Origin of the sequence: Haloarcula laminariae, assembly GCF_025457605.1 — an archaeon.
Classification (GTDB): domain Archaea; phylum Halobacteriota; class Halobacteria; order Halobacteriales; family Haloarculaceae; genus Haloarcula; species Haloarcula laminariae.
The window spans coordinates 785,062-808,468 of the sequence record NZ_JAMZFY010000002.1; the positions used below are offsets into that span (position 1 = coordinate 785,062).

At 70.0% G+C, this 23,407-nt stretch carries 27 protein-coding genes; 16 read left to right on the forward strand and 11 right to left on the reverse strand.

Going from position 1 to position 23,407, the window contains the following annotated elements; translation table 11 throughout:
- Window positions 1-13: 13 nt before the first annotated feature.
- The 4 genes from NJQ98_RS15620 to NJQ98_RS15635 all read right to left on the reverse strand — a co-directional run bounded on the left by NJQ98_RS15620 (window position 14) and on the right by NJQ98_RS15635 (window position 3,686).
- Window positions 14-1,063: a dipeptide epimerase gene (locus NJQ98_RS15620; RefSeq protein WP_262180352.1), complete on the reverse strand. Its 1,050-nt coding sequence runs from the start codon at window positions 1,061-1,063 to the stop codon at window positions 14-16.
- Window positions 1,060-2,070: an N-acetyltransferase DgcN family protein gene (locus NJQ98_RS15625; protein WP_262180354.1), complete on the reverse strand. Its 1,011-nt coding sequence runs from the start codon at window positions 2,068-2,070 to the stop codon at window positions 1,060-1,062. The genes NJQ98_RS15620 and NJQ98_RS15625 overlap by 4 nt, the downstream gene beginning before the upstream one ends.
- 312 nt (window positions 2,071-2,382) lie before the next feature.
- On the reverse strand, window positions 2,383-3,276 hold the full coding sequence (locus NJQ98_RS15630) for a Vms1/Ankzf1 family peptidyl-tRNA hydrolase (protein WP_262180356.1): 894 nt from the start codon (window positions 3,274-3,276) through the stop codon (window positions 2,383-2,385).
- Window positions 3,277-3,326: 50 nt separating this feature from the next.
- Window positions 3,327-3,686 carry a DUF5802 family protein gene (locus NJQ98_RS15635; RefSeq protein WP_262180358.1) on the reverse strand — a complete coding sequence of 120 codons (360 nt, stop codon included), beginning with the start codon at window positions 3,684-3,686 and terminating at the stop codon, window positions 3,327-3,329.
- A gap of 259 nt (window positions 3,687-3,945) precedes the next feature.
- Between NJQ98_RS15635 and NJQ98_RS15640 the strand changes: the two genes are divergently transcribed.
- From NJQ98_RS15640 to NJQ98_RS15655, 4 genes are all read left to right on the forward strand, one after another.
- The gene (locus NJQ98_RS15640; protein WP_262180360.1) at window positions 3,946-4,116 is read left to right on the forward strand and encodes a hypothetical protein; all 171 of its coding nucleotides are present in this window, start codon (window positions 3,946-3,948) and stop codon (window positions 4,114-4,116) included.
- 137 nt (window positions 4,117-4,253) lie between these two features.
- Window positions 4,254-4,889 (forward strand): DUF1405 domain-containing protein, encoded by a 636-nt coding sequence (locus NJQ98_RS15645; protein ID WP_262180362.1) that lies wholly within the window; start codon window positions 4,254-4,256, stop codon window positions 4,887-4,889.
- Between the two features lie 94 nt (window positions 4,890-4,983).
- Window positions 4,984-6,129: a hypothetical protein gene (locus NJQ98_RS15650; protein ID WP_262180364.1), complete on the forward strand. Its 1,146-nt coding sequence runs from the start codon at window positions 4,984-4,986 to the stop codon at window positions 6,127-6,129.
- 50 nt (window positions 6,130-6,179) lie between these two features.
- Window positions 6,180-6,827 (forward strand): ArsR/SmtB family transcription factor, encoded by a 648-nt coding sequence (locus NJQ98_RS15655; protein ID WP_262180366.1) that lies wholly within the window; start codon window positions 6,180-6,182, stop codon window positions 6,825-6,827.
- Here the strand turns inward: NJQ98_RS15655 and NJQ98_RS15660 are convergent.
- A complete protein-coding gene (locus tag NJQ98_RS15660; RefSeq protein ID WP_262180368.1) occupies window positions 6,824-7,282 on the reverse strand; it encodes a DUF8526 domain-containing protein in 459 nt (152 codons plus the stop codon). The two genes, NJQ98_RS15655 and NJQ98_RS15660, sit on opposite strands and share 4 nt — an antisense overlap.
- 133 nt (window positions 7,283-7,415) lie before the next feature.
- On the opposite strand from NJQ98_RS15660, the gene gatD reads away from it, so the two are divergent.
- The 4 genes from gatD (at window position 7,416) to NJQ98_RS15680 (ending at window position 11,601) form a co-directional block, all read left to right on the forward strand.
- Complete coding sequence (gene gatD / locus NJQ98_RS15665; protein ID WP_262180369.1) at window positions 7,416-8,663, forward strand: Glu-tRNA(Gln) amidotransferase subunit GatD; 1,248 nt, start codon at window positions 7,416-7,418, stop codon at window positions 8,661-8,663.
- Window positions 8,664-8,779: 116 nt separating this feature from the next.
- On the forward strand, window positions 8,780-10,012 hold the full coding sequence (locus NJQ98_RS15670) for a potassium channel family protein (RefSeq protein ID WP_262180371.1): 1,233 nt from the start codon (window positions 8,780-8,782) through the stop codon (window positions 10,010-10,012).
- Window positions 10,009-11,277 carry a TrkA C-terminal domain-containing protein gene (locus NJQ98_RS15675; protein WP_431357504.1) on the forward strand — a complete coding sequence of 423 codons (1,269 nt, stop codon included), beginning with the start codon at window positions 10,009-10,011 and terminating at the stop codon, window positions 11,275-11,277. Before NJQ98_RS15670 ends, NJQ98_RS15675 begins: the two co-directional genes overlap by 4 nt.
- 48 nt (window positions 11,278-11,325) lie before the next feature.
- Window positions 11,326-11,601, forward strand: coding sequence for a ubiquitin-like small modifier protein 1 (locus NJQ98_RS15680; RefSeq protein WP_262180373.1), 276 nt, complete (start codon window positions 11,326-11,328; stop codon window positions 11,599-11,601).
- Between the two features lie 107 nt (window positions 11,602-11,708).
- Here the strand turns inward: NJQ98_RS15680 and icd are convergent, their stop codons facing one another.
- A complete protein-coding gene (gene icd, locus NJQ98_RS15685) occupies window positions 11,709-12,971 on the reverse strand; it encodes an isocitrate dehydrogenase (NADP(+)) (protein ID WP_262180375.1) in 1,263 nt (420 codons plus the stop codon).
- Window positions 12,972-13,123: 152 nt separating this feature from the next.
- On the opposite strand from icd, the gene NJQ98_RS15690 reads away from it, so the two are divergent.
- Both NJQ98_RS15690 and map read left to right on the forward strand, forming a co-directional pair.
- Entirely contained in the window at window positions 13,124-13,975 is an 852-nt protein-coding gene (locus NJQ98_RS15690; RefSeq protein WP_262180377.1) for an isoaspartyl peptidase/L-asparaginase, read from the forward strand.
- Between the two features lie 51 nt (window positions 13,976-14,026).
- The gene (gene map / locus NJQ98_RS15695) at window positions 14,027-14,923 is read left to right on the forward strand and encodes a type II methionyl aminopeptidase (protein WP_262180379.1); all 897 of its coding nucleotides are present in this window, start codon (window positions 14,027-14,029) and stop codon (window positions 14,921-14,923) included.
- 285 nt (window positions 14,924-15,208) lie between these two features.
- Here map and NJQ98_RS15700 read toward each other — a convergent pair whose 3' ends face one another.
- The gene (locus tag NJQ98_RS15700) at window positions 15,209-15,406 is read right to left on the reverse strand and encodes a DUF7835 family putative zinc beta-ribbon protein (RefSeq protein WP_262180381.1); all 198 of its coding nucleotides are present in this window, start codon (window positions 15,404-15,406) and stop codon (window positions 15,209-15,211) included.
- A gap of 237 nt (window positions 15,407-15,643) precedes the next feature.
- Here NJQ98_RS15700 and NJQ98_RS15705 point away from each other — a divergent pair, with 237 nt between their 5' ends.
- The 3 genes from NJQ98_RS15705 (at window position 15,644) to NJQ98_RS15715 (ending at window position 17,644) form a co-directional block, all read left to right on the forward strand.
- On the forward strand, window positions 15,644-16,201 hold the full coding sequence (locus tag NJQ98_RS15705) for an HIT family protein (protein ID WP_262180383.1): 558 nt from the start codon (window positions 15,644-15,646) through the stop codon (window positions 16,199-16,201).
- Window positions 16,202-16,225: 24 nt separating this feature from the next.
- Window positions 16,226-17,140, forward strand: coding sequence for a cation diffusion facilitator family transporter (locus tag NJQ98_RS15710; RefSeq protein WP_262180385.1), 915 nt, complete (start codon window positions 16,226-16,228; stop codon window positions 17,138-17,140).
- Window positions 17,141-17,257: 117 nt separating this feature from the next.
- Entirely contained in the window at window positions 17,258-17,644 is a 387-nt protein-coding gene (locus NJQ98_RS15715) for a DoxX family protein (RefSeq protein ID WP_262180387.1), read from the forward strand.
- Window positions 17,645-17,658: 14 nt separating this feature from the next.
- Here NJQ98_RS15715 and NJQ98_RS15720 read toward each other — a convergent pair whose 3' ends face one another.
- From NJQ98_RS15720 to deoC, 3 genes are all read right to left on the reverse strand, one after another.
- Window positions 17,659-18,942: a tRNA (N(6)-L-threonylcarbamoyladenosine(37)-C(2))-methylthiotransferase gene (locus tag NJQ98_RS15720; protein WP_262180389.1), complete on the reverse strand. Its 1,284-nt coding sequence runs from the start codon at window positions 18,940-18,942 to the stop codon at window positions 17,659-17,661.
- Window positions 18,943-19,043: 101 nt separating this feature from the next.
- The gene (locus tag NJQ98_RS15725) at window positions 19,044-19,295 is read right to left on the reverse strand and encodes a hypothetical protein (RefSeq protein ID WP_262180390.1); all 252 of its coding nucleotides are present in this window, start codon (window positions 19,293-19,295) and stop codon (window positions 19,044-19,046) included.
- Window positions 19,268-19,909 (reverse strand): deoxyribose-phosphate aldolase, encoded by a 642-nt coding sequence (gene deoC, locus NJQ98_RS15730; protein WP_262180392.1) that lies wholly within the window; start codon window positions 19,907-19,909, stop codon window positions 19,268-19,270. Before deoC ends, NJQ98_RS15725 begins: the two co-directional genes overlap by 28 nt.
- An 83-nt stretch (window positions 19,910-19,992) precedes the next feature.
- On the opposite strand from deoC, the gene NJQ98_RS15735 reads away from it, so the two are divergent.
- Complete coding sequence (locus NJQ98_RS15735) at window positions 19,993-20,826, forward strand: DUF63 family protein (RefSeq protein ID WP_262180394.1); 834 nt, start codon at window positions 19,993-19,995, stop codon at window positions 20,824-20,826.
- Window positions 20,827-20,832: 6 nt separating this feature from the next.
- On the opposite strand, the gene NJQ98_RS15740 is transcribed toward NJQ98_RS15735, so the two are convergent.
- Window positions 20,833-21,057 carry a hypothetical protein gene (locus tag NJQ98_RS15740; RefSeq protein ID WP_262180395.1) on the reverse strand — a complete coding sequence of 75 codons (225 nt, stop codon included), beginning with the start codon at window positions 21,055-21,057 and terminating at the stop codon, window positions 20,833-20,835.
- A gap of 80 nt (window positions 21,058-21,137) precedes the next feature.
- On the opposite strand from NJQ98_RS15740, the gene NJQ98_RS15745 reads away from it, so the two are divergent.
- Entirely contained in the window at window positions 21,138-21,863 is a 726-nt protein-coding gene (locus tag NJQ98_RS15745) for a guanosine phosphorylase (RefSeq protein WP_262180398.1), read from the forward strand.
- A gap of 43 nt (window positions 21,864-21,906) precedes the next feature.
- Window positions 21,907-23,361: an HPP family protein gene (locus NJQ98_RS15750; RefSeq protein WP_262180400.1), complete on the forward strand. Its 1,455-nt coding sequence runs from the start codon at window positions 21,907-21,909 to the stop codon at window positions 23,359-23,361.
- Window positions 23,362-23,407: the final 46 nt, after the last annotated feature.

Below are 23,407 nucleotides of genomic sequence, written 5' to 3' on the forward strand. Positions count from 1 at the left end.
CCGTTTTGACGCGTCAGTGGCGACTATCCCAGCCCGGAGCGGGCGAGACGCCGGTCCCGGACTCGACCGCCCGGAGGTCGAAGCGGTCGCCGTCGATGGGGACGCCGTCGAAGGGGTCCGAACCGAGCAGGAGCGCCCCGTCCAGGTCGGCGTAGTCGACCAGCGGCGCGAGGTGGACGGCGGCGGCCAGCGAGGCGCTGGACTCGACCATACAGCCGAGCATCGTCCCGAGGCCGTGCGCGTCGGCCGCATGGACGAGCCGCCGGGCCGCCCGCGGGCCGCCGCATTTCACGAGCTTGACGTTGACGACGTCGCAGGCCTCGGCCAGCCGGGGAACGTCCGCGGCGGTCCGGCAGGCCTCGTCGGCACACACCGGTGTCGCCGTCGCGTCGGTGACCCGGCCGAGGCCCTCGATGTCGGCGGCGGCGACGGGCTGTTCGAGCAGCGTCACGCCGCCTGCTTCCAGCCACCCGGCCTTCTCGACGGCCTCGTCGGCGCCCCAGGCGCCGTTGGCGTCGACCCGCAGCTCCGCCTCGGGTGCGGCCTCGCGGACGGCGTCGAAGCGGGCCCGGTCGTCGCCGCCGCCGAGCTTCACCTTCAGTATCGGGAAGCCCGCCTCGACGGCCGCTTCCGCTTTCTCGGCCATCCGCGCTGGCGGGTCCAGACCGACAGTGTAGGTCGTCGGCGGCACCCCGTCGGGGTCCAGTCCCCACTGGCGATACAGCGGGACGCCCAGGTCGCGGGCGGCGCAGTCGGCGACGGCGACAGTGACCGCGCTGCGGGCCGCCGGCTGGTCGGGCGCTTCCTCGCGGAGCCGTCGCTCGATTCGCTGGCCGGCGTGGGGAGTCCCGGCTTCGGCGACGGTGTCGAGCAGGTCGGGGAGCGCCGCCGCGACCGACTCGGCCGTCTCGCCGAAGTACGGGGACGGGGCGACGCCGCCGTACCCCGTGGTCCCCTCGCCGGTCAACTCGACGACGACGGACTCGGAGACCGCGCTGGTGCCGCGGCTGATACCGAACGGCGTCGACAGCGGCAGGTCGTGGCGGGTGACGGTCCAGTTCACAGTACCGCGTCCAGTACGTCGTCGGGCACCCCGTCCCGGACCGGGTCGGTCGCCGGCGCGCCGATAGCGTCGCCGTAGGCCGCCACGGCGTCGGTGGCCGCGTCGTCGTCGAGCCCGCGGGTGTTCAGCGCGCCGGCGGCGACCGAGGCCCCGGAGACCGGCGCGGCCATCCGCTCGTAGAGGTCGGCGTAGTCGGCGGACGGCGGCAGTTCGAACGACTCGTAGCCGTGGACGGCCTCCCGGCCGGCCTCGTGGCACATGACCAGCGCGTCGGGTGCCGACCCGTGGAGGACGCTCGTCGTCACGCCGGAGTAGGCGGGGTGGGCGAGCGCCCCCTGGCCCTCGACTACTATCAGGTCCAGCCCGACCGGCGTCTCGACCAGCCGTTCGACCGCGCCGGCGGCGTAGTCGGCGACGACGCGGTCGACGACGATGCCCCAGCCCTCGATGACGACGCCGGTCTGGCCGGTCGGCACGACGGCGGCGTCGAGCCCGCGCTCGCGGGCGGCGTCCCGGAGCTCGTAGGCCGTGGTCATCTTCCCCGTCGAGCAGTCGGTGCCGACGGTGGTGACGACGGTCGCGTCGACCTCGGCGGCGGTCCCATCGGCCACGGAGAGGTCCTCGGGCGGCCTGCGCACGTCGACGAGCCCCCCATCGTGTTCCGTGGCAAGGCTGGCCAACTCCTCGTCGTCGGCCAGAAAGTAGTGCAGTCCCGAGAGGACCTGACAGCCACGTTCCAGCGCGGCGCGAACGTCGGGCCGCCAGGACTCGTCGAACTCGCCGCCGATCGGCGCGATGCCGATGACGAGGGCGTCGACCTCGGGTACGTCGGCCATCGAGGCGACGATAGGGGCGTCCTGTACGTCCGGGACGTGGTCGGCGACCCGCGTGCCCGCGCCGGCCCGGTCCAGCACCGCGCGGACCTCGTGGTCGCCGTAGCGGAGCAGTCCGACCGCCGTCTTGGCGCGGTCGGGGAACGACTCGTGAGCGAGGACGGCGACCTGCATAGGGGTTCGGTCGCGTGGCGAGCGCCTAAAGCTAGGGTCTACGGTCATGGTTGTGTTTAGTTACGTGGTAAGAGTGGCAAACAGCCAGAAAGCCCCCGCGTTCTCAGCTTTGACTCGCGGCTTTGCCGCTCGTCAAGACGTGGGACCGAAGGTCCCACGCGACCCGCGGCTCGCTGCGCTCCAGTAGGTGCTTGCGTCGCCGGGGGTCGCTGAGAACGCGGACCCTTTCATTCCACCCAAAGCCAGTTGACCAGCCGGCACGGGTGGGGCTTTCTGGCTCTCTCAGTCAGTTCCTGCTAAAATAAACCCCGGTCACGGCACGACCAGCCGCACGGTCCACAGCGACCGCACGGCGTCGGAAAGCGCTGCTTCCGGGTCGCCGGTCGCATCGACCGCCTTCGTCACCGCCGCGCGCTCGTCGAACTTGTGGATGACCGACCCCTCGCCGACGACGTACAGCCGCTCGGGGTCGACCTCGTCGATGGCGGCCCGACAGCGGTCGACGTGGCTGGCTATCTGCTGGTCGCGCAGGCGCTCGAACCGGGACTGGGAGAAGCCGCCCTTCGAGTGCTGGCTCTTGAGTTCGGAGTCGAAGCCGTGAAACGCCGTCCGCTCGCGGCCGTCGTACTCCCCGAGCGCGAACAGGTCCGAGCGGACCAGGGCGACGGTGTGTTCGCCGGCGGGTTCGAACCACGACCGCTCGAACTGGACGTGGTCGTCCCAGCCCGCGAACGGTTCGGGTGGCGCGGGCACCGAGAGGCAGGCCGACAGCAGCCCCGCGTCGTCGGTGACCGCGAGGCACGGGGCGGCGCCGGCGACGGTTTCGCTCCGGTCGCCGAAGGCCTCGCGGACCGCGTCGGGCACGTCGTGCTCGCCGGCCACGTAGGCGGTGAAGACGCCCTCCCGCTCGGTCTCGAACGACGCCAGCCGGTCGAGGACTTCGCGGACACGCGCCCCGTGGAGGCGTTCGGCCTCGCGGTCCCCGGCGGCGCCGTCGGCCGACTGCAGGCGCTCGACGCGGTCCTCCAGCTCGGCGACGCGGTCCTCCAGTCGGTTCTCCCGCTGCTCGGCCCGCTGGCGAGCCGTCGACGCCTCGGCGCGGCGCTCCTCCTCCGCTTCGAGCTGGCGTTCGAGGTGGCGATTTGTCTCTTCGAGCTCGGCGACGCGCTCCTTCAGCGACGCGCGCCCCAGCAGCCGGTCAAGCATGGGAGCTACTGGCTCCGGCGACCGGCTTAAAACTGGCTGCCGGCGACAGGCTACACCGCGCTGTCGGGCACCGCGTCGGCCGTGTCCGCGACCGACAGCAGCTGGGCCGCGTGGTCGGCCTTCGCGAGGAACACCTCGCTGAGGCTGGGCGGGTTCCGGATGTCGGCGGACTCCAGGACCGCCTCGGGGACCGCGAGCGTGTCCGCCGGCACCTCCTCGTCCCCGCGGACGGGGAAGTGACGCCGGCCCAGCTTCATCACCAGGGGCATGTCTGTCCGTGTTACCCCCTCGTCGCCGTACAACTGCTGGTTCACTCGCTCGTGCTGGTCCCGACACATCGCGGCCCCGCCCTCGCGTGGCTCCACGTAGAGGCGGCCGAGGTAGTAGCCGCGTGAGAACTGTTCGAACATCGGTACGCGTGAACGATGCACATACATATATAAAAGCCTTCGGCGAAATCCTCTTGTCGGCGGGCTATTCTACCGCTAACAGCCTCCTCTGAATCCGCCGCGGGTCCCGGCCACCGGGATACCCGCCGTGGTGACCGGACACGGATACGGGCCGCCCGGCGTGGCTACTTGAATCACCGGCTCTACTTTTATAGCGGTATCATGAATGGTAATGGAAGATACCGGAACATTTGAGTGAGAAACCCCCAGGGTATGGTGTATGGACGGTACCGAACCCAGATACTCTGTCCCCGAGTCAGTCCTCGAACACCTGTGGGCTGCTCACGACACGGCCGGAGACGAGGACGCGCTGTATCACCTCCGCGAAGCGATACAGATCGCCGAGAGCGAGGTCGAGGCCGTCGCCGACATCGAGGAAGTCGTCGAGTAGTCCCGTCCGCGGTCCGATGCCCGTTCCGGGGGGACGGTCCATCGCGGCTGGTGACCGACACGGCTGTGCCGCATCCATCGCTCGGTAGGGGGCGAGTGAACCGACAGTGTTTCCGACCGCGCCATCGCAGGGACTGTATGGACAAGCGGGGACCGCTCCCACGGACGTACGCGCGATACTACTTGGAGAACGCGCCGAGCCTGGTGTGGCTGGTCGTCGTCAACGCCGTGGCCGTCCTCGTCGGAGTCCGCTACTACGTCGAGACGATGCCCGGCGTCTCGACCTTTCTCTGGCCGCTGTACGCCGACTCGCCGACCGCCCTGTTCCTCATGACGCTGTCGCTGGTGACGCTGTGGCCGGCTCTCGGTGGCTCGCTGGACGACATGCCGATGAACCGCCCGCTGGCCTACCTCCACACCATCGCCCTGGTGTGGCTGGTGAAAATGGGCGTCTGGACGGTCGTCGCGCTGAACCTCGGGTTCGACGTGTACTTCCCCGCGCTGTGGGCCTACTTCGGGATTATCGTCACGCACGTCGGCTTCGTCGCCGAGGGGGCCTTAGTCCCACACTACGCGCGGACGACCCGCGGCGCGCTGGCGACGGCGCTGGTCCTGGCGCTTGCCAACGACGTGCTGGACTACGGCTTCGGCTACTACCCGCCGCTGCGCTACGACCCCGGCCCCGCGCTCGTCGTCGCCACCGTGGCCCTGTCGGTCGGTTCGGTGGCACTGGCGGCCCGTTGGTTGCCCCGACTCGACGAGAGCGGTGTATAAACGCTCTTGGACTAGCTCGGACGGTTTCGAGCGGACGTGAACGACACGAACGAACGGGCCGGTTTTTATTTCAGGGACGCTCATAGGTCGGTAGATGACTCACCGGCACACGCTGCTCGTCGTGTCGGTCGCCCTCGCCATGCTGGTCTCGCCGACCATACTGGCCCAGGAGACCGCGACGGCGACCCGGAACACGACCAACGAGAGCGGGGAGACCGCTGGGATGGGGGCGCAGTTGACGGCGTTCACTCAGTCTACGTCCTCGGCGGTGAACGACTCCGTCGAGAACGGGATGTGGAAGGCGGGGTTCAATCAGTCAAACGCCAGCGACAGGGCCCGTCTTGTCCGGGACCGGACGGGGACCCTGGAGCAACGGCTGGACCGGCTCCAGTCCCGGAACGAGAGCCTGACGGAGCGCTACGAGAACGGCTCGCTCCCGGAACCGGCCTACATCGCCCGGCAGAGCCGACTCAACGCCCGCATCGACGCGCTGCGGACGGCGGTCAACGACACCGACGAGGCCGCGACCCGGGCCGGCGTGAACGACAGCCGGCTGGAACACCTCAGGCGGAACGCGTCCGACCTGACCGGTCCGGAGGTCGCGGCCATCGCCCGCGGGCTGGGCGGCGGGCCGCCGGACGACCGGGACGAGCGTGGGCCCCCAGTGAACCGGACGGGGGGTGACCAAGCCGGCGAGCGCGGACCGCCAGCGAACCGAACCGGGGGCGACCAAGCCGGCGAGCGCGGACCGCCAGCGAACCGGACTGAGGGCGGGGACACACCGGGCTCGGGCAATGCTCCGGACGGCAGACCATCGGGTCCCTCGGACTCCGATGACGGCAGTGATTCAACGCGGGCCGGGAACGGCGGTTCGGAGGGTGGAAATGATGATGGTTCCGACGACGGTGACAGCGACGACTCGGACGCCGGGAACGGCGGCTCGGACGCCAGTGACCGCGGCGGTTCGGGCGCAGGGAACGGTGGCGGTCCAGACGCCGGAAACAACGACGGTTCGGACGCCGGGAACGGTGGCGGTTCAGATGCCGGGAATAACGATGGTTCGGACGCCGGGAACGGTGGCGGTTCAGATGCCGGGAACAACGACGGTTCGGACGCCGGTGGCAGTGACAACTCGAACGCTGGGAACGGCGGCGGCTCGGACGCCAGTGACCGCGGCGGTTCGGGCGCCGGGAACGGAGGCGGGAACGGCGGCGGTGCGCCCGGTCGCTCCGGAAACTGACGGATAGTTGAGGGTCACCCTTTTTTACCACGGCCCATTACGTCAGGTGAATGGACTCCGCCGAGTTGCTCGACTTGCTTGGAAACGCCAACCGCCGGCGGATTCTGCGCCTGCTCGCGCACAAGCCCTGCTACGTCACCGAGATAAGCGAGTATCTCGGCGTCAGCCCGAAAGCCGTCATCGACCACCTCAAGAAGCTGGAGGCGGCGGGGATGGTCGACTCGCGGACCGACGACCAGCGACGGAAGTACTTCTCTATCGCGCGGAACCTCCGGCTCGAGGTCCGCGTCTCGCCGTACGAGTTCGGGACCAAGAGCGCCTACCCGTCCAACACTGGGCTCGACATCTCCACGTGTCGGCACCTCTCCATCGAAGTGGAGGACGAGGACGGCGGCGACCTCCGGGACATGGCCCGACAGCTCGCGCGGCTCGAACAGCTGGAAAACGAGCTGTCGCTGGCACAGCGATGGGTCCAGGGCCGAGTGACCGACATCCGCGACCGGTTCGACGACGCCGTCGAGGACGGCGAGGGACGGCTGTACGCGGAGCTCGTGAGCGCGCTCACCCCCGGTCCGGCGTCCGTACAGTCGCTGGCCCGCGAGATTGAGGCCCCGCCGGAACTCGTCGAGAAGGCACTCGGTGACCTGGCCGACGAGGGCGTCGTCGAGCGGACCGACGACGGCTGGCAGCTGCGTTAGAGCTCGCGGGTCAGTCCGGCACGGAGGTCCCGGCCGAAGTAGTGGCCGCCCAGCGAGAGCACCAGCCCGACGGCGGCGGCGATGGCGAACAGCCGCGTCCCGTTCAGGCCGGCGAGCAACTGCGGGAGCAGCGAGGTGACGACCGACAGCCCGGCCAGCAGGCCGCCGGCGACGGCCGTCTCGGCGTAGCGGCGTTCGCGGTCCAGCAGGCCGTGGACGAACGCCCCCACGGGGATACCGGCGAACGCGGTGAACGGAATCATCGGGATGAGACTGCCGAGCGTCATCCCGCCGCCGATGGCGACGAACGCGACCACCAGCGCCCGGACCGAGAAGTAACTGCCGCCGGACTCGTCGGCGCTCTCGTCCGTCAGCGGGCCGGTCGACGCCTCCGTCACGTCGGTGACCGGGTCGGCGTCCGAGTCGCGGCTTCGTTCCGCCGTCTGTTCGGACATACGTCCACTGTGCTCGCTGGACCTATGTCTGTTGTGGGCGCGTCTGACACGCGTCAGCCACCGGGACACCGCGGCACCGGCCCGGCCGGGGCGAACGAGTGGGTTCAAGTCACACCGGCCAGAACTGGCGGATATGAACGCAGGCGACCGGGTCCGCGTCGACCGCGCGGACCAGCGCTACGAGGGCGTCTTGCTCCCCTCCAGCACGGACGACCACCTCGTGGTCAAGCTCGACGGGGGGTACAACGTGGGTATCGACCGCGACGCCGCGAGCGTCGACGTACTCGAGTCCGACGTCTACGACGTCGAGAGCGCACAGGACGAGGAGGCGAGTTCGGAGATAGAGTTCGACGACGACCTCCCGACGGTGTCGCTCATCTCGACCGGCGGGACCATCGCCTCGACCGTCGACTACCGCACCGGCGCGGTGACGGCACAGTTCGACGCCGAGGACGTCCTCCGGGCGGTACCGGACCTGGCGGGGATGGCCAACTACCGGGGCCGGGTCGTCGCCAACATCCTCTCGGAGAACATGACTCCGGACGTGTGGCAGGACCTCGCGAGCGCCATCCGCGACGAAATCGAGGCCGGGGCCGACGGCGTCGTCGTCATGCACGGCACCGACACGATGCAGTTCACCGCCTCGGCGATGGCTTTCATGCTCGATACGCCGGTCCCCATCGTCTTCACCGGCAGCCAGCGGTCGGCCGACCGCCCCTCTTCGGACAACGTGATGAACGCCGTCTCGGCCGTCGAGGCGGCCAAAAGCGACTGCGCGGAGGTGCTGGTCTGTATGCACGAGACCGAGGCCGACGACCGCTGTGCGCTCCACCGGGGCACCCGCGTCCGGAAGAACCACACCTCCCGCCGGGACGCCTTCGAGACGGTGGGCGCAAAGCCCCTGGGCGTCGTCGACTACGACACCGACGGCGAGAGCGCAGTGTCGTTCCGCCGGGAGTACGAGTCCCGCGGCGAGGCGGAGCTGGCGCTGCACGACGACCTGGCGACCGACGTGGAGCTCGTGAAGTTCACGCCGGGGATGGACCCCGGACTGCTGGAAGCCGCCGCCGAGGGAAGCGACGGGCTGGTAATCGAGGGGACCGGCCTGGGCCACGTCAACACCGACTGGATATCGGTCATCGAGGACCTCGATATCCCCGTCGTGATGACCAGCCAGTGTCTCGAAGGCCGGGTGTGTGACCGCGTCTACGACACGGGCCGCGACCTGCTCGACGCCGGCGTCGTCGAGGGCGAGGACATGCTGCCCGGCACCGCGAAGGTCAAGCTGATGTGGGCGCTCGCAAACAGCGACGACGCCGCCGACACGATGGCGACGCCGCTGGCCGGCGAGATCCAGCAGCGGTCGACGCCGTGGCTCTGACGCCGTTGCGCCCGGCGGCGGGCGGCCAGCGGTAGACGCCGAGCCACCGGCGGCCGCGCCGAACGCACACGGACCGCGCCGGAAACCATTTATCAGCGGACCGGCACGGTGGAGACATGGCTTCCCTCCCCGTCGAGATTCTGCTGGGCATCTATCTGGGGCTGCTCGTTGGCGTCATCCCGGCGCTGGTCTCGTGGGCCCTGGGATTTACGTTCAAGTACTTCACCGGGGTCTCCATCCCCGGGCTCGGTGTCGTCGTCCTCGCCATCGCGCTGGCCGGCGTCAGCGGCGGCCTGCTGGCCCTTGCCGACAAGTCCATCACGTCGGCGCCCAACGCCGAGCGCGTCGTCACCGCCATCCTCCTGGTCGGGATGGTGTCGCTGTACGCCCACAGCAAGGGCGACAAGATGGGCGCGGAGTTCCCGCGGCGGCTCTCGCTGCGGGGACTGCGGGACAAGCGCCTCTCGGCCGACGTGGTGGAGCTGGTCGGTGGGCGCGACGAGGTCCGGATTCGCGTGGCCGGCGACGTGGCCGACATGGAGGGGTATCCGCCCCTGCCGGAGTCGCTGCGGGCCGAGATACGCGACGGGGAGTGGACCTTCCCCGTCGACCTCCGCATCGGCGAACTCGAAGCGCGACTCGAGGAGCGCCTGCAGACGGAGTTCGACCTCGGCGACGTGGCCGTCAGTATCGACGAGAAGGGGCGGGCGACCGTCGTCGCCGCGCCGCCGTTCTCGGGGCTCTCGAAGCGAATCACCGACGGCCGCCACGCGGTGTCGGTCGACGCCCTGCTCCCGACCGGGCTCGCCCGCAACGACGAGGTGACGGTGCTGACGCCCGACGCCGAGGTGCGGGGGACCGTCATCAGTGGACGGACGAAAGACGCCGAGAAAGGCGTCGAGAAAGCCGCCGAGACGCCTGACCCGCCGTCAGTGGCCGACGCCGACGCGCCGCCGGCGGCCGTGCGGGCACCGACGACGACCGGCGGCGAGGGCCGGCTGACCGTCGCGGTGAACCGGACCGACGCGGGACCGCTCCTGCGGGCCGACAGCGCGAAGGTAATCGTCGAACCCCGGGGCACCCGCCGCGAGTACGAACTCATCTCCCTGCTGCGTCGCGCCGGCAACCGCTTCCGGCGAGTGACCCTCGACGCCGAGAGCGAACTCGCCGGCAGTACGCTCCGCGCGGCGCGCGTCCGCGAGAGCTACGGCATCGCGGTCCTGGCCGTCCGGAAACCGGGCGGCTGGCGGCTGGCACCCCGGGGCGACACCGAACTCGTGGCCGGCGAGGAGCTGTACGTCGTCGGGACGAGGGACGCGCTGGACGCGTTCGAGGAGGTGGCCCGATGACCCTCCTGCAGGTCAACTGGGCGATCAGCGACCCGGTGATACTCGCCGCACAGCTGGTCGGCACCGGGGTCGCCGCCGCGGCGGCCGCCGCCCTCGTCGCTCTCGTCTACCGCTGGTACGTCCGCGAGCGGGTCCCGACGGGGCTGGGCGTCCTCTTCGGGCTGACCGTCGTGACGGCGTATCTGGGGACCAAGGGCGCGCTGGGCGCCGTCATCTCTGACCCGGGGTCACAGAGCGCCATCCTCCGGTCGAGCGACGTGTTGCCGAACCTCGCCGCCTTCGCGCTGGGGGCGCTGGGCTCCTCGGTCGGCATCCGCGTGGGCGACGTCGTCGGGACGGACCTCTTTGCCGCGACCGGCGGCCGGACCGTCGACGCCGACGTGAGCGAAATCGTCCAGACTGTCGGTCGGGTCACCTCGGTGAAGCTCCCGGAGGACGTCGACGATATCGTCGGCTACGACCCGATGCCGGCGGCGACGAAACAGACGTTCGCGGGCAAGCGGTTCCTCTTCCCCCGCCGGCTGACGAAGACCGAACTCAGAGAGCGCCTCGTCAGCCGGCTCAAGACCGACTACGGCGTGGGCCACGTCGACCTCGAACTCGAGGACGACGGCACCGTCGAGTACATCGCCGTCGGCTCGCGGGCCGCCGGTATCGGCCCCACGCTTCCGCCGGCGACCAACGCCGTCGCAGTGCGGGCCGACCCGGCCCACGCCGCCAGCTCGGGCGACCTCGTGCAGGTGTGGGACACCGACCCCGCCGAACGGGTGTTGACCGGCGAACTGCGCGGTGTCGCGGGCGACGTGGTCACCATCGCCGTCGACGCGGACGACACGTCGAAGCTCGACCCGACCCGGGAGTACAAACTGGTGACGCTCCCCGTCCAGGACCGTCCCGACCGGGAGTTCGCCTCCCTGCTCCGGGCCGCCGACGAGACGATGGGGACTATCGCCGTCCCCGCGGGCAGCGAACTCGTCGGCACGCCCGTCGGCGAGCTCGGCGTGACTGTCGCGGCCATCACCGGGCCGGACAGACAGCCGGAGCCGATTCCCTCGCGGGACAGAGTGCTCGACGACGGCGACGTGGTCTACGCCATCGCGACGCCGGAGGCGCTCCGACGGGTCGAGGCGGCCGCAGGCCGGACGCGGCCGCCCGAGGTAGCCGACGCGGCCACGGACGAGTCGGGCGCGACCGACGGCGACCTCGTCGGGGACAGCGCCGGCGGAGACGACGCCGAACTGACCGACGAGGACGCGCGGAACTGACCGCCACAGCGGCACAACGCTCAAGTCGGACGCTCTCCGGGGTCCCGTATGGAGTGGAAACTGTTCGCGCACCTCCGCGACGCCGCCGGCGACGAGACGGTCAGTGTCGATGTCGAGCCCGGCGCGACCGTCGGGGAGGCCCTCGCCGCGCTGGTCGAGACCGAGCCGGCGCTGCGAGCGGCGCTGTTCGAGGACGGCGACCTGGCCGACCACATCCGCCTGCTGGTCGACGGCGAGGACGCCTTCGCCGACGCGGCGGGGCTGGAGACGGTCGTGACCGAGGAGACCGAGTTAGCGCTGTTTCCCCCGGTCAGCGGCGGCTGAGGGCTCTGTCCTGACGTAGCGGTCAAAAAAGGTCGGGGTCGGACGTTCGCTTCCGCGGGCGTCTCGATTGCCGCGCGGTTACACCGCGCGAATCGGAGACGGTGGCTTCAGGCCAGCTTCTCGATGTTCTCGACCACGGCCTCGGCGTACTCGGAGGTCGAGAGCTTCTCGCCGCCCTCGATCTGTCGCTCAAGGTCGTAGGTGACCTTGCCGCTGGAGATGGTCTCCTCGACGGCGTCGCGAACGAGCTGACCGGCGTCCTTCCAGCCCATGTATTCGAGCATCAGCCGGCCGGAGAGAATCATCGCGGTCGGGTTGACCTTGTTCTCGCCGGCGTACTTGGGGGCCGAGCCGTGGACCGGCTCCGCCAGACAGCGGGCCTCGCCGAAGTTCGCGCCGGGGGCGATGCCCAGACCGCCAATCTGTGCGCCGGCGGCGTCGGACATGTAGTCCCCGTTGAGGTTCATCGTCGCGATGACGTCGTACTCGTCGGTCCGGGTCAGGAGCTGCTGGAGCATGTTGTCCGCGATGCGGTCGTTGACGACCAGCGTGCCCTCGGGGGCCTCGCCGTCGTACTCCTCCCAGAGCTCGTCCTCGGTGATGACCGAGTCGTCGTACTCCTCTTCGGCGACCTCGTAGCCCCAGTCGCGGAAGGCGCCCTCGGTGAACTTCATGATGTTGCCCTTGTGGACAAGCGTGACCGAGTCGCGGTCCTCCTCGATGGCGTAGTCGATGGCCTCACGGACCAGCCGCTTGGTCCCGTACTCGGTAATCGGCTTGATGCCGATGCCGACCGGACCGTCGTGGATGGTCGAATCGTAGCCCATGTCCTCCTCGACGAACTCCTTGACCTCCTGGACCTCGTCGGTGCCGGCCTCCCACTCGATGCCGGCGTAGACGTCCTCGGTGTTCTCCCGGAACGTGACCATGTCCATCTCGCCGGGGTTCTTCACGGGGGAGGGGACGCCGTCGAGGTGGTAGGTCGGTCGGACGTTCGCGTAGAGGTCGAGCGTCTTCCGGAGCGCGACGTTCAGCGAGCGGAAGCCGGCGCCGACGGGGGTCGTCAGCGGCCCCTTGATGGCGACGTTGAACTCCTTGATGGCCTCGACGGTGTCGTCGGGGAGGTTCTCGTCGTACATCTCGCGGGCGCTGGAGCCGGCGTAGACCCGCATCCAGGAGATGTCACGACCGGTGGCCTCGGCGGCCGCTTCGAGGACCTTCTGGGCGGCCGGGCCCACGTCCGTCCCGATACCGTCCCCGTGGATGATAGGTATAATCGGGTTCTCGGGAACGTCGAGTTCGTCGTCGTCTGTCACTTCAATCTGCTGTCCCTCGTCCGGGACGTCCACTTTGTCGTAGTCGTAGCCCATATCGTCGCCCATGATAGTTGTGCCTAAATTACTGCCGCTTTCTCACAAACTTGGTAACGCACCCCACCCGCCGGTCGGGTTCGACGTTCTCGGCGCCGGCGGCGTCCAGCGGCGGGGAACATGCTTTCCGTCCGACAGTCGAACCGGACAGTATGCACGTGGCAGTCCACGGCGGCGCCGGGAGCCCGTCCGAGGCGCCGGCCGACCGACAGCGGACACTCGCTGACGCGGCAGCGACCGCCAGCAGCGCAGACACGCCCCTCGACGCCGTCCGGGCGGCCGTCCGCCCGCTGGAGCGGGACCCCGCGTTCAACGCCGGCGTCGGCGGCGCGGTCCAGAGCGACGGCGTCGTCCGCACCGAGGCCGGCGTGATGACCGACGACGGGGTCACCGGGGCCGCGGCGGGGCTGACGGGCGTGGCCCGCGCCGCCGACGTGGCCGCCGTCGTCGCCCGCGAGACGCCCCACCTGCTGGTGGCCGGCGACCCGGCGGTCGAGCTGGCCGCCGCGAGCGGCATCGAGACGGGCGTGGAGCTGCTGACCGACGGGACGCGCCGCCGCTACGCGGAGGCCGACCCGCCCGACCACGGGACCGACGCCCACCTCGACTGGGTCCGGGACCGCTTTGGCGGCACCGACACCGTCGGCGCGGTGGCGACCGACGGCGAGCGGCTGGCGGCGGCGACCTCGACCGCCGGTCGCTGGTTCGCGCTGGCGGGCCGCGTCGGCGACGTGCCACAGCGGGGAGCCGGCTTCTTCGCCGACGACCGCGGCGGCGCCAGCGCCACCGGCGAGGGCGAGGCCATCGCCAGGTTCGGACTGGCCCGGCGAGCGGTCGAACTGCTCGACACCTTCGGTCCGCGGAACGCCGCCGACACGGCTATCGCCGAGTTCGAGGCCGAAACCGGCGGCCGGGCCGGCGTGCTCGTGTTGGACCACGAGGGCCGGGTCGGCAGCGAACGCAACACCGCCGTGATGCAGACGGCCCGCGGGTCGGCCGACTGAGCGCCGGCCCGATGGAAATTCATTTGCCGGCCACACCCGAACCAGTCGGATATGAGTGACGTGGACTTCGACGCCGAGCAGTACGAGAAGTGTCGCGAGGCCGGGAAAATCCTCGCACAGGTGCGCGACGAGGCCGCCGAGCGCGTCGAGGTGGGCGCCTCCCACCTCGAAGTCGCCGAGTGGGCCGAAAACGAGATTCGGGAGCTGGGCGGCGAGCCCGCCTTCCCGGTCAACATCTCCATCGACGAGGAGGCCGCCCACGCCACGCCCGAACGGGACGACGACAGCACGTTCGGCGAGGAGATGGTCAACCTGGACATCGGCGTCCACGTCGACGGCTGGCTCGCCGACACCGCCGTGACGGTCGACCTCTCGGGACAGGACGAGCTGGCCGACGCCTCCGCCGAGGCGCTCGACGCCGCACTGGAGGTCGCGGGGCCGGGCGTCGACGTGGGCGAGATAGGTGCCGCGGTCGAGGACGTTATCGAGGGGTACGGGTTCAACCCCGTCGTCAACCTCACCGGCCACGGGCTGGGCCACTGGGAGCAACACACCGCGCCGAACATCCCGAACCGCGAGGTGGCCCAGGGGGCGACCCTGTCGCCGGGCGACGTGGTCGCCATCGAGCCGTTCGCGACGGACGGCCGCGGCAAGGTCAAGGAGGGGTCCAGCGAGGAGATTTTCGCGCTCGAACGCGAGGGCAACATCCGGGACCGAACCGCCCGGCAGGTGCTCGACCAGGTCACCGAGGAGTTCAAGACCCTGCCGTTTGCCGCCCGCTGGCTCGACTCCCCGCGGGCGAAGATGGCGCTGCGCCGGCTCACACAGCAGGACATGGTCCACGGCTACCCCGTGCTGAAAGAGGCAGACGGAAAGTACGTCAGCCAGAAGGAACACACCGTCATCGTGACCGACGACGGCGTGGAAGTGACGACGCGCTCGCGGTAGAGTCTCCGTTCGTCCGAGCGCGGTTCGCGGGACCGAACGAAGTGAGGTCCCGTTTTTTCGCCCACGTTTTTCGAGGAGCGGTCCGCGAGTAGAGCGAGCGGACCCGACGACGAAAAAGGTGGGAGGACGGCGTGGAAGTGACGACGCGCTCGCAGTAGCGCGGTCGCTTGCGGTACCGATTTGTCCGTAGGTCCGGGGCAGTCTCCCGACGGCGAAAACGTGGAGGAATCGCTCGCGTATTTTAACGGAACTCGACGGCGGGGCGTTCCCGACGAACAGGGCGGCTCAGGCGTTGTTCATCCGCGTGCTCGTCGTCGCGCCACAGACCTGGCACTCGCTGACCCGGTAGGGCTCGCGCGAGAACTCGGCGTTCTCGGCTTTGGTGCTCTCGGTCTGTATCTGGACGCTGACCGCGTGGGGCGTGTCGCGCCCGCAGTCCGAACACGCCTCCGACATATCGACCCCGTCGTTTGTCGTAGCCATTCTACCCGATACTCCCGCCGATAATAGCATAAAAACCCTCTACCGTTCCGTCCGTTCAGACCGTTTATCCCCCTAATAGGGGCCGATTGCTGCGGTCGTCGGTTGCCGCGGTCGACAGCCCATTTCGGCGCTGTTCTCAGCCACTGATATTCGGTTCAACCCGTGAACGGCCGAAATATTTATATACTATGTTCGGCCGGTCGAAGTGGTTTTGCACCGGGAACCGGAGCCACCTGTATGGACAGCGTCTTCGCGCCGTGGCGCATCGAGTGGGTCGAACGAGAGGAGCGAAACCCCGACGAGGACTGTGTCTTCTGTGCGTTCCGTGACGACGGGGCCGACCGCGAGAACCGCGTCGTCGCCCGTAGCGACCGCGCGTTCGTCCTGCTGAACAACTACCCGTACAACCCCGGCCACGTGATGGTCATCCCCCACGACCACACGGGCGAGTACGGCGACCTCGACGACGAGACGCTGCTTGACCACGCCCGGCTGAAACAGCGGGCCTTCGACGCGCTGGAGCGGGGGCTTGGGCCGGACGCGTTCAACGCCGGCCTGAACCTGGGCGGGTCCGCCGCCGGCGGGTCCATCGACGACCACCTCCACACCCACGTCGTCCCGCGCTGGGAGGGCGACACCAACTTCATGCCCGTGGTCGGGGACACGCAGGTCATCGTCGAGGCCGTCGACGACAGCTACGGCCGGATACACGAGGCGTTCGCCGAGCAGGACGGGACCACCGTCCCCGGGCCCGACGCCGCCGTCCGGGTCGAGGCGCCTCCGAAGGGGCTTTAGCCGCCACCGACAACTCCAGGATAGATGTCGCGACGGGGCACACTCCGGCGGGTCGGCCTGCTGGTCCTCGGCGTCAACCTCGCGCTGGCGGCGCTGAAAGGCGTCGTCTGGCTCACGACGGGGAGCCTGGCCGTCCAGGGCGAGGCGGTCAACAGTGCCGCCGACACCGCCTACTCGCTGGTCATCGTCGCCGGGCTCTACCTGACGACCCGGCCGCCGGACTTCGAACACCCCCACGGCCACGAGCGCATCGAGCCGTTCGTCTCGCTGTTTGTCGCCGCGGGCATCTTCTTGGCCGGCGGCGTCGTCCTCTGGCAGGCGATAGGGGCGCTGGCGGCCGGAACCGTCGCCGTCACGCAGGGCCCCTACGCCGTGGGCGTCCTCCTGCTGTCGGCGGTCGCGAAGTACGGGCTCTACCGCTACTGTCTGGCCGCCGGCACCGAGACCAACTCCCCGGCGCTGGTCGCGACGGCCAAGGACAACCGCAACGACATCCTCACCGCCGGGGCGGCGCTGGTGGGCGTCGCCGGCGCGACCGCCGGCTACCCGCTCGCGGACCCGCTGGCGGCCATCGTCGTCGCCGTCGGCATCCTCTACACCGGCTACGAGGTGGTCCGGGACAACGTCGCCTATCTGGTGGGGGCGGCCCCGCCGGAAGACCTCCGGCGGGAGATTCTCGAACGCGCGCTGGCCCACGACCAGGTCCGGGGCGCCCACGACGTCATCGCCCACTACGTCGGCCCCGAGATAGACGTGAGCCTCCACATCGAGGTCGAGGGCGAACTCACGCTGTACGAGGCCCACAACATCGAGACGGAGGTCATCAAGTCGGTGCAGGCGTTGCCGGAGGTCGACGACGTGTTCGTCCACGTCGACCCGAAGGAACTGGGCGAGTGGAAGGACGACGACGAGGTCGAGCGGCTCGCGGACCTGGAATGACGGGACGAGGGGGTCGTCGCGGGTTCCCGCGGCGGCCACCTGACGAAGGAAGTTAAGACCATCAGCGCCGCGCGGTTCGCGGCGGACTTTATGGCGGATGCGGCCGTCCGGTACGGTATGACGGACGACAGCGACGGTACGACGTTCAGGCTCGGACGGCTCGTCTTCGGCCTCGGGATGGCGCTGCAGGCCTCCGAGGACTTCCGGGACATGGACGACACCGTCGAGTACGCCGAGTCGGCGGGGGTGCCGCTCCCGGACCTGCTCGCGCCGCTGGCCTCTGGGATGATGTTCGTCGGGGGTCTGGGCGTCGCCTTCTGGCGGCTCCCCCGTCTCGCGACGGGTGCGGTCGCCAGCTTCCTGGCGGTGGTGACCCTGACGATGCACGACTTCTGGAACGCCGACCCGGAGGACCGGGACGGCGAACGGCTCGCCTTCTTCGGCAACATGGCGATGTTCGGCGCCGCGCTGGCGTTCCTGCGGGAAGCCTGGAGCGGCGACTGAACGCTAAAACCGTATCAGTCGGCCAGCGGCGCCCGCTCGACCGGCTCGCCGAAGGCGTAGACGGTGCTGTGGCTCGTGATCTCGACGTCGACGAAATCGCCAACTTCCAGCCCGCGTTCCTCGGCGTCGACGATGACGACCTGCCGGTAGGCCTCGTCGTAGCCCACCAGCGACTCGTCGGTCCCGTCCTCGACCAGCAACACGGAGGAGGTCCGGCCGACCATCTCCTCGTGGGCCGCGCCGACCACGTCCATCTTCAGTTCGCTCATGGCCTTCGAGCGGTCCTTCTTGGTCTGGCCGCCCAGCCCCTTCATGTCGGCGGCGTCGGTGCCGGGCCGCTTCGAGAACCGCGTGACGTTGATCTTCTCCGGGGTCGTCTCCCGGAGCAGCGCCATCGACTGCTCGTGGTCTTCGCCGTCCTCGGTGGGGAAGCCCACGATGAAGTCCGTCGAGAGGGTCCAGTAGTCGAGCGCGTCGTCGAAGGCGTCGACCACGTCGAGGTACTCGTCGACGCTGTGCTGGCGGCGCATGTCCGCGAGCACGTCGTCGCTGCCGGACTGGACCGGCGCGTGGATGAAGTTGTACAGCTCGTCGTGTTCAGCGAAGACCGCCGCGAGCTCCTCGCGCACGCCGTGGAGGCCCTTCGGGTTCGCCATCCCGACCCGGACCCGGAACTCGCCGTCTATCTCGGTACAGATGCGGTCCAGTAGCTCGGGCAGCAGGCTCGTCCCCTGGTTGGTGTCCCAGCCGTAGACGCCGGTGTCCTGGCCCGTGATGCGGATCTCCTTCGCGCCGGCGTGGACCAGCGCGCGGGCCTTCTCGACGTTCTCGGCGACCGACGGCGACTCGATGCGGCCCGTGGCCTGCTTCGTGATGCAGTACGAGCAGTCGCTCATACAGCCCCGGGCGATGGGGAGGATGCCGACGACGCCGTTGATGACCGTCTCCGTGTCGGGTGTCACCGTGGGACACTCCCCGTTGAGGACGTACTGGGGCACGTCGTCCCAGTGCAGCACCTCGGCGTCGAGGCCGGCCTCGCGGAACTCGTCGCCCTGGGCTAACGCCATACACCCCGTGACGACGAGGTCGGCGGGGGTCTCCGAATCCAGTTCTTTGGCCCGGCTGAGCATGTTGCGCTCGGTCTTCTCCAGCACCGTGCAGGTGTTGAGGATGGCCACGTCGGCCGACTCGGCATCGTCGGCCGGGTGGTGGCCGCCCTCGCGGAGCGCCTGCTCTATCTGCTGGGTCTCACCTCTGTTGGAGGTGCACCCGTACGTCTCGATGTGATAGCGGGCCATCGGTTAGTACGATTCAGTGGGCTGAGAGCAAAAAGGGCGACGGATTGGCCGCCGAGCGCGCTCGGGGCGCCACGACCCGACACTCGCTGCTGTACTCCCGCTCACGACACCGAAATGAGTTCGAACACGACCCGGAGGAGCGGGAACCGTCGCTCGTCGGTCTGGAACCACAGACTCACCGCCGTCCCGGCCGCGAGGGCGGCCAGCCCGGCGAGCGGCCCGACCAGCAGGGACAGCGCCTCGCCGACGGGCGCGGCCCACGTGGCGGCGACGGCCACGACCACGGCGAGCGGGGTCGCGTCCGCGAGCGCGGTCAGGAAGCCCATCAGCGTTCCGACCGCTGGTCGTGCCACTCCTCGACGATGGTGTCGCCGCTCGACGCGCCGATACGCTCGGCCCCGGCCTCGAACATCGCCTCGGCCTCGGCCCAGGAGCCGATGCCGCCGCTGGCTTTGACCGGCCGGTACTGGCTGAGGAGTTCGACGTCCTCGACGGTCGCACCGCCCTCGGAGAAGCCGGTGGCCGTCTTGCAGTAGGCGGCGCCGGCGTCCGCCACCAGCCCCCCGACCCGGTGGAGTTCCGACTCCGAAAGCAGCGGCGCTTCGACGATGACCTTCACCGGAATCGGGACGGCGGCGACGACCTCCGAGAGGTGGTCGCGGACGGCCTCGTCCTCGCCGGCCTTGAGCCGGCCGACGTTACAGACCACGTCGAGTTCGTCTGCCCCCTCGTCCCAGGCGGTCCGGGCCGCCGAGCAGACGGCGTCCGTCGCCCCCTGGCCGTGCGGGAAGTCGACGACCGCGGTCACGGGGACGTTCGCGTACTCGGTCGCCAGCGGGAGCGCCCACGGCGGGAGACAGGCCCGCATCCCGTACTGCAGCGCCGCGTCCAGGCAGTCGCGGACCGCCTCGGGGCCCGTCGTCGGTCCCAGCACCGTGTGTTCGATGCGGTCGGGTACGTCGTCCATACCCGGTATGCAGATGGCACGCACCTAAACGTCCCGGCACGGAGGCCGGAAGCTTTTCCTCGCCCCGGAGCGCCGTGGGGGATATGATATTGCCGTCGGGGTTCGGGTTACCGCCGCTGCCGTATCTGGTCGCGCTCGTCGGCGGGGCGTTCCTCATCGCCGCGCTGCTGGTCGCGCTGGAACCGCCCGTCGACCAGCGGACCGTCGTCGCGCTGGCCCCGTGGATGGCGCTGGGGGGCGCCCTGCACGCGCTCAACCAGCCGCCAATCGAGCTGTACGACGCGGCGCTGGTCCCCCTCTTTGGCACGCCGTCGGTGTATCTCACCACGTTCAACCTCATGGGCGCGGTGTGGCTCCTGCTCTCGTTTTTCGGCGTCCGCACCGGCAACAGCGGGAACATCTCGCGCAACCTCGGGCTGGTCGGGACGGGCGTCCTGACCGTCATCCTGCTGCTGTCCGCCGTCACCGCCCTCCGGTCCGGCCTCGTCGACCCGGTCTGGCCCGCGCTGTCGGTGCTGCTCTCGCTGTTCGTCGCCGCCATCGCCGTGCTCGCCGTTGCGCTCTGGCGGACGCCGCTCATCATCCGGGCGCGCTACGCCGCCCCGACCGTCGTCTTCGCCCACGTCTTCGACGGCATCTCGACGGCTATCGGGACCGACGTGCTCGGCGTCGGCGAGCGCTCGCCCGTCCCGCGGGCCATCATGGAGTTCGCCGCGGGGCTGCCGACGGCATCGGCCATCGGGAGCGGGTGGCTGTTCGTCCTCGTGAAGCTGCTCGTCGCGGTCGCCGTCGTCGTCCTCATGGACGACTACCTGAACGACGAACCCGTCGAGGCGAGTCTGGTCCTCTCGCTCGTGACCGCCGTCGGCCTCGGGCCGGCGACGAACAACGTCGTCCTGTTCCTCTTCGCCGGCTGACTTCGGCTACTCCTCCTCGGACAGCCGTTCCGAGAGGTTGCGGTACATGATGCCGTAGAGAAACGCCGCCGCCAACAGCCCGAGCCCGATACCGAGAACCGGGGACTGGCCCGTCCCCCCGGCGATGCGCTGGGCGCCTACCGCCAGAAAGCCGAGTAGCAGGCCGAACACCAGGGCGATGAGCCCCGGCTTTCGCATCCGCGGGTGGAACAGGGAGATGTCGTCGCTCATGACTGGGCTGTCGCGACGGACCCACGTCATTGTTCCGGAGAATCCACCGCGGTTTTACCCCCCGCCACCGAACGGCCGGCATGGCCAAACAGCCCCACCTGCTGGTAGAATCGGGCGACCTGCACGACGTCGTCTTGCTGCCCGGCGACCCCGGCCGCGTCGACCGCATCGCCGGCCACTGCGAGGACAGCGAGGTCGTCGCACAGAACCGCGAGTACAAGCTCGTCAACGCCACCTACAAGGGGCGGGACCTGACGATCTGTTCGACCGGCATCGGCTCGCCGTCGGCCGCTATCGCCGTCGAGGAACTGGCCGCCGTCGGCTGCGAGACGTTCGTCCGCGTCGGCACGACCGGCGCGCTCCAGTCCGGTATCGAAATCGGCGACATGGTCGTCGCCACCGGCGCCGCCAAGGACGAGGGGACCACCGAGCGCTACGAGGACACGGCCGTCCCGGCGGTCCCGTCCTACGACGCGCTGACCGCCCTGGTCGATGCGGCCGAGGCGAACGGCGAAGACGTCCACGTCGGGCCGGTCGCCACGGACGACGCCTTCTACGCCGAGACCGACGAGTACGTCCGGGACTGGGAGGCCGCGGGGCTGCAGTGCGTCGAGATGGAGGCCGCCGCCATCTTCTCGCTGGCCCGACGGAAGGGCCTCTCCGCCGGCGCTATCTGTACCGTCGACGGCAACCTCGTCGAGGGGACACAGAAGGGAGAGACCGACGACGAGGAACTCCCCGAGAAGGCGAGCAACAACGTCGAGCGGGCCATCGACATCGCGCTGACGGCCGCGGCCTCGCTGTGAGGCGGCCGGGAAGCTTAGGGGCCCGTCCGTTCACCCGTTAGCTATGCTCAAGGAGTTCATCCAGCGGCTCCGCGCGCTGGCGCTTCGCCTCCGTCGGGTCGAGCGCCGGGAGCTGCGGGAGTTTCGCCGCTGGGCCGAGACGACCGACCGGCTGGTCCACCTCTCGGTGCTCGTGTTCGTCCCGCTGCTCATCGGGCTGGTGACGCTGCTGTCGAACGCCGTCCCGGCGCTGTCGTTCCTGCTCTTTCCGCCGCTTGCCTCCGGCAGCTACACGCTGTTTGCGAACCCGCGCGGGAAGTACGCCGACCCCGGGCAGTTCGTCGCCGGGCTGACCATCGGCGCGGCCTGCGGGCTGGGGGCCCTGTGGGTGTCGAGCGCGTTTCTCACGGTCCCCGCGGGACAGCTCCGCGTCGCCGCCGGCGCGGCCGTCCTGGCGACGCTCGCCACGGGCCTCATCACCTGGCCCTTCGACATCGAGGAGCCGTCGGCGTACTCGACGGCGCTGCTGGCGCTGCTGGTCCAGCCGGCCCAGCGGCTGGCCTTCCTGGGAAGTATCTTCCTCGCGAGTTCCCTCGTCGCCGTCGTCTTCGTCGTCTGGCGCAACCGGTTCTACGACCGGCGGGCGACGGTGCTGTACGAGTCGACGACCGGCGACGACCACGTGCTGGTCCCGATGCGCGGCGACCACGCCCACGCGACGGCGATGCTCGCCGCCCGCCTGGCCGCGGCCCACGAGGCCGGCAAGGTCGTCCTGCTCGATATCGTCCCGGACACCGAGGCCGCCGAGGCCGAGCGGGCGATGCTGAACGGGGGCGCGGGGGCCGGCGGCGTGGAAGCGGCCGGCGTCGACCAGGCGGACGAGGTGAGCGACGCGCTCCGCGAGCGGGTCGACCGGCTGGAGTCGCGGGCCGCGACCGTCGAGACGCGGGTCGGCGTCCCCTGTCAGGTGGTCGTCGCCGCCGGGGAGGAGCCGGCGGCGGCGACGCTGCAGGCGGCCGAGTCGACGAACTGCGACCTCATCGCCGCCCCCTACGAGAGCGAACACGGCGCCCTGACGGCGTATCTCCGCCAGCTGTTCCGCGGGCGGACGGACGTGCTCGTCCACCGCTCGCGCAACGGCCGGACCCGCTGGCGGCGGGTCCTGGTCCCGGTCAGGCGGGCCAGCGACGTGGCCCACCACATGGTCGATTTCGCCGTCCGCCTCGCCGGCGGGAGCGGTCGCGTCGCGGTCGCGACCTGCATCGGCGACGGCGGGGACAGGCGGCGCGCCGAGTCGATGCTGGCCGACCTCGTCGAGCCGTTCGCGGGCGCCATCGAGACGCGCGTCAGCGGCGCCGACATCCGCTCGTTCCTCGCCGGCACGGCCGAGGCCTACGACCTCGTCGTCATCGGTGCGAGCCGGGACCGGAGCGCGGCCTCCCGACTCATCGCGCCGCCGACCTTCGAGCGGCTGGACGACATCGAGACGGACGTGGCTATCGTCGACCGGAGCCACTAGAGACTGCTCGCCGCGTCCGCTGTGGTGCCCGAGCGGTCGCTGACGA